Source organism: Intestinibacillus sp. Marseille-P6563 (assembly GCF_900604335.1).
Lineage (GTDB): Bacteria > Bacillota > Clostridia > Oscillospirales > Butyricicoccaceae > Butyricicoccus_B.
In genome coordinates this window covers 1-3,914 of the sequence record NZ_UWOD01000009.1, presented here as the reverse complement: position 1 = coordinate 3,914, position 3,914 = coordinate 1, and the positions used below count along the sequence as shown (strand labels likewise).

Annotated in this window: 3 protein-coding genes; 1 reads left to right on the top strand and 2 read right to left on the bottom strand. The window is 53.3% G+C overall.

Annotated features, from left to right (window positions below; all coding sequences use genetic code 11):
* On the bottom strand, positions 1–281 hold a 281-nt coding region (locus tag EFB11_RS16615; protein ID WP_122791469.1), incomplete at its 3' end, for an imidazolonepropionase.
* A 499-nt stretch (positions 282–780) separates the two neighbouring features.
* Between EFB11_RS16615 and EFB11_RS16610 the strand changes: the two genes are divergently transcribed.
* Positions 781–1,983 (top strand): hypothetical protein, encoded by a 1,203-nt coding sequence (locus EFB11_RS16610; protein WP_122791480.1) that lies wholly within the window; start codon positions 781–783, stop codon positions 1,981–1,983.
* Positions 1,984–2,298: 315 nt separating this feature from the next.
* Here EFB11_RS16610 and EFB11_RS16605 read toward each other — a convergent pair whose 3' ends face one another.
* Positions 2,299–3,438 carry an ROK family transcriptional regulator gene (locus EFB11_RS16605; protein ID WP_122791479.1) on the bottom strand — a complete coding sequence of 380 codons (1,140 nt, stop codon included), beginning with the start codon at positions 3,436–3,438 and terminating at the stop codon, positions 2,299–2,301.
* Between the last annotated feature and the right edge of the window lie 476 nt (positions 3,439–3,914).

Sequence of the window (3,914 nt, the reverse complement as noted above, 5' to 3'; positions counted from 1 at the left end):
AGCAGTTTATTCTCCATACGAAGTCGCTGGATCTCATGTGCCTGCTCGGTTACAATATCTCTTGGTGCGGCATTTGTTCTTGGCCGCCCTTGGGGCCGCGCAAGGATGCCAGCTTCTAACATACGTTTTTTCCTCCGTTCACGCTTAAGTAGACTTTTTATCACCTGCTTATCCTGAAAACCGTAATATTCTGCAACTTCCCGCTGGGTTTTCCCCGCTGCCAGCATAGCCTTGATTTCTGGCAACAGCACTTGAATGTGTGTGTATTTTCGTTTCTCCATGACAAAACCCCCTGATGTAGTCTATTTTCCTACATCAGGGGGTTTTTGTCACTGTCCATTTTTACTGGACCGGTTCATTAAACTATCCGGGGATTTTTTCTTTTTTAGAGACTCTATGCGGTGCATCAACATTTTCAAAATCAGGCGGTCATTTTCCTACCCTTCCCCCGATTTTCAGTTGACACTTTCCCAATTTCATGCTATTCTTAATTACAGTAAAGCAACAAAACAAAAGCGATCCGGTTGCAGCCGAATCGCTTTCAATACAAATTATCCGCCACAGGTGCTGGAACACCGGTGAGCGGTCGAGATCTGAAAGGACCAGATCCAAACAGCGCCTATGGCGCATAACTCGTATTTATGTATTCATTATATACAGAACCGAGAGTTATGTCAAGTTCATGCGTATGTTTTCGATGAAATTTTATCGGCTGGTGTTTCAGATACACCAGCCGATTTTTATTTTTCCAAAATTTACGCAGAAAGGGGGTCTTGCTCCATGGCCACCGGCTTTACGATGTCCTATAACCACGCTTTGCAGGATGCGCAGCTGTCCCTACCGGCCAAGGGTCTGTATCTGATCATGCAGTCCTTTGTCGGAATGCCGGACTTTGCGCTGACCAAGGCAGCGCTGTACCGTGTATGCGGCGACAGCCACTACACCTTCGAAAAAGCCTGGCATGAGCTCAAGACCTCCGGTTATCTGCACCATTTTTATTCGATCGGGCCAAATGGCGGCTTCTGTCATGCCTATGACCTGTGCCAGGCGCCCGAAGAAGTCCATGCCTTTGCCTATATATCTTCGCTTGAGCGCCCGAACGGCGACCTGCGCTTGCAGCCCAGCGACCGGGCCGTGCGCGGCTTTACCCGCCTTCCCAATGCCGTGCTGCGCAGCCGGGAACTGCCGCTGGGCGTCAAAGGCCTGTTCGGCCTGGTGGCACGGCTGCTGGACATTCCGGGCTTCCAGCTCCGCCCGGCGGGCGTGCTGCATTACTGCCGGGAAAAGGCGCGACGGTTCGGCACCCTTTGGCGCAAGCTCAAACTGGCCGGGCTGCTCAAACAGCACCGGTACCCGTCCGGCGAAGACAATGTGTTTACATACGAATACGATCTGCTGGCCGAACCTGAACTGCAAACCCCCTATCTGACCAACTACCATGCCGACGGTTCGATCTCCTCGTCGGCTTCCATTCAGGATTATCTGACGCTCTTGCAGGCGCGGGCACAGGCACGGCTGCCCGGCCGCCGCAAGCGCAAGGCACAAAAGCGCGTCCGGGCCATCCAGGCCAGCCGCACGCGCAAATACCAGCCGTCCGAAACCCAGCTGGCCGCCATTCAGACCCAAATGGATTACGACGATCTGGTCACCCACTACCCCAAGGCGCATGTCGATCTGGTGCGGACAGCGCTGGCCGAACTGCGCCACGCCCCGGCTGTGACCGTCCAGCAGCAGCCCCTGTCCCCCGATGAGCGGACAAGCCTATGGGAAAAGGTTAGCCGCACGACGCTGTCCGCCTTTCTGGACGCGCCGTCCTGGGCCGACCGGCTGCGGGCAGCTCAATACCCGGCTGCCTATCTGCGGTCGGTGCTGGTGAGCTTTTTACGGCGGCAGCCGGCGCGGGCGGCAGCCGATGCGCCCCTGGATGCCTGGGAGCTCGAATGGCTCGCCGACTTCCATCACCGCAAAAAGAAAAATTCATGATTCTCGTCCAAGCCGGCGTTTTTATAAAAAAAGCGTCCGGCTTAAGGGCGTTGTTTTTTTTGCTCAAAATCGCACAACCAGACCCTTTTTGGCCGCCTCGGATGAGGCGGCTTTTCTTTTTTCTATCCATCCTATCGTTTTCATAGGGTCCCCCTGTTTTTCGGGATTTGGAAACTTAGGTATTTGGCAAAAGACGACTTTGCAAAATGTATCAAAAGAATCATACTTCTTCCACTAAAACTTCAGAAAAATAAAACCTCAGAGAACAACAAAAGGCCGCCCCTTACGGGACGGCCTTGGTGTGAGCCCAAACCATCAAAAGACAAAATCATGGCCCAGGATGGAATGCAAATATTTTTTGATTGCCGGCAGCGCGGCTCCCCGGCTGATCGGGGAATCCGGGCAGCAGGTCACGCGGATAAATTCCCGTTCGGTCGGGAAAGCCGTGTTGTCGTGGATGAACTGATGCAGCAGCTTGAGGTCGCTGCCTTGCAGGAATTTGGCGATCGTACCGCCCAAAATGATTGGGCAGTCGATCATCATATGCAGGTTGTTGATGGCAAGCGCCAGATAGTGCAGATATTCCATCCACCGGGCGCGCACGGCCAGGTCGCCGGTGCGCAGGCCATGGAAAAACGAATCGAGTGTTTCGCCCTCGTGCAACAGCGCGATGGTCGAGCAATAGGTGTCCAGGCAGCCGCAGTTGCCGCAGTAGCAGGGCTTGCCGTTGGGCACGATGGTCATGTGCTCAAAGACGCCGCTTTTCAGCTCAGTGCCGATGAGCGACTGGCGGTTGACCACGATCGCGCCGCTCATGTTGCTGCGGATGTGGATGTAGATGGCATTCTTGAGACCCGGCGACTGCCACAATTCGTCCAGCGTGGCCGCTTCGGCATCGTGGAAGAACTGGCACGGATAGGGCAAATGGCGGGTAAAAACGTCGATGCGCAGCCCGGTGCAGCCCAGGATCTTGCCATAGGTGACCTGGGTACCGTCGTTGGAAATGAGGCCTTGCAGGACGATGCCCACGCCCAGGATCTTGTCCGGGTCCTGGGTCAGCGAATCGATGAGCGCCTGCACCGAATGGCACACGGTCTCATAATAGCGGTCGGTGTTCTCGTACGGCAGGTCGAAGCGCTCGCATTTGATGGTCTCGCCATAGAGATCGAGCGCCACGATCTCATACGAGCCCGCCAGCAGCTCGACGCCGATGGCGATTTTGGCGTACCGCGAAAAATACAGGCTGGACGCGCGGCGTCCGCCGGTCGATTCCAGATGCCCGCGCTTGACGATGAGGTTCTGGTCCTCGAATTCCTTGAGAATTTGGATGATGGTCGACCGGCTGAGCTGTAAGGTATCTTTGATGGCTTTTTGGGTGGTGCTGTGCTGAGTATAGACAAACGCCAGGACGTTTTCCCGGTTGATCTGCTTGATCGCAGCAGCATTGGACGGCATGAATGGTTCCCCCTTTGCTAAAAAGACTGCTGGCAGCCTTTTTTCTATTATATCGACCCTGGGCCAAAAAGGCAAATGTCTCCAAAATATCGGCGCAATGCACAAAAATTTTGGGCAAATATCGGGAAGTATTATGCTTGATTCGAGGAAAGAACAAGACTATACTTATGTCAAACGAAAATACAAAAGTAAAAACAAGAACCACAAAACACCTGTGTTATTCTGAGAAAACAGAAGCGATGCTTCAAATTTTTCCCTTAATATAGCAGAAAATCCAGATTCAATGAAAAACCTTTTGTCGTTTTAAATACAAAAGATTGCAGTCTGGTTTTTGGATAAAGCATTCATGCAGGCGTTTGGTCGCCGGACACACAGCAAAAAGGAGAAAGCACTATGAGCAACTTACCTGAAAAAATGAAGGCAATCGTCGCATATGCGCCGGGGGACTACCGGCTGGAAACCGTGGACACGCCGCA

What these genes read in the sequence shown, in the direction of transcription:
- EFB11_RS16610 (WP_122791480.1), top strand. Translation starts at nt 781, where the DNA reads ATGGCCACCGGCTTTACGATGTCCTATAACCACGCTTTGCAGGATGCG.
- EFB11_RS16605 (WP_122791479.1), bottom strand. Translation starts at nt 3,438, where the DNA reads ATGCCGTCCAATGCTGCTGCGATCAAGCAGATCAACCGGGAAAACGTC.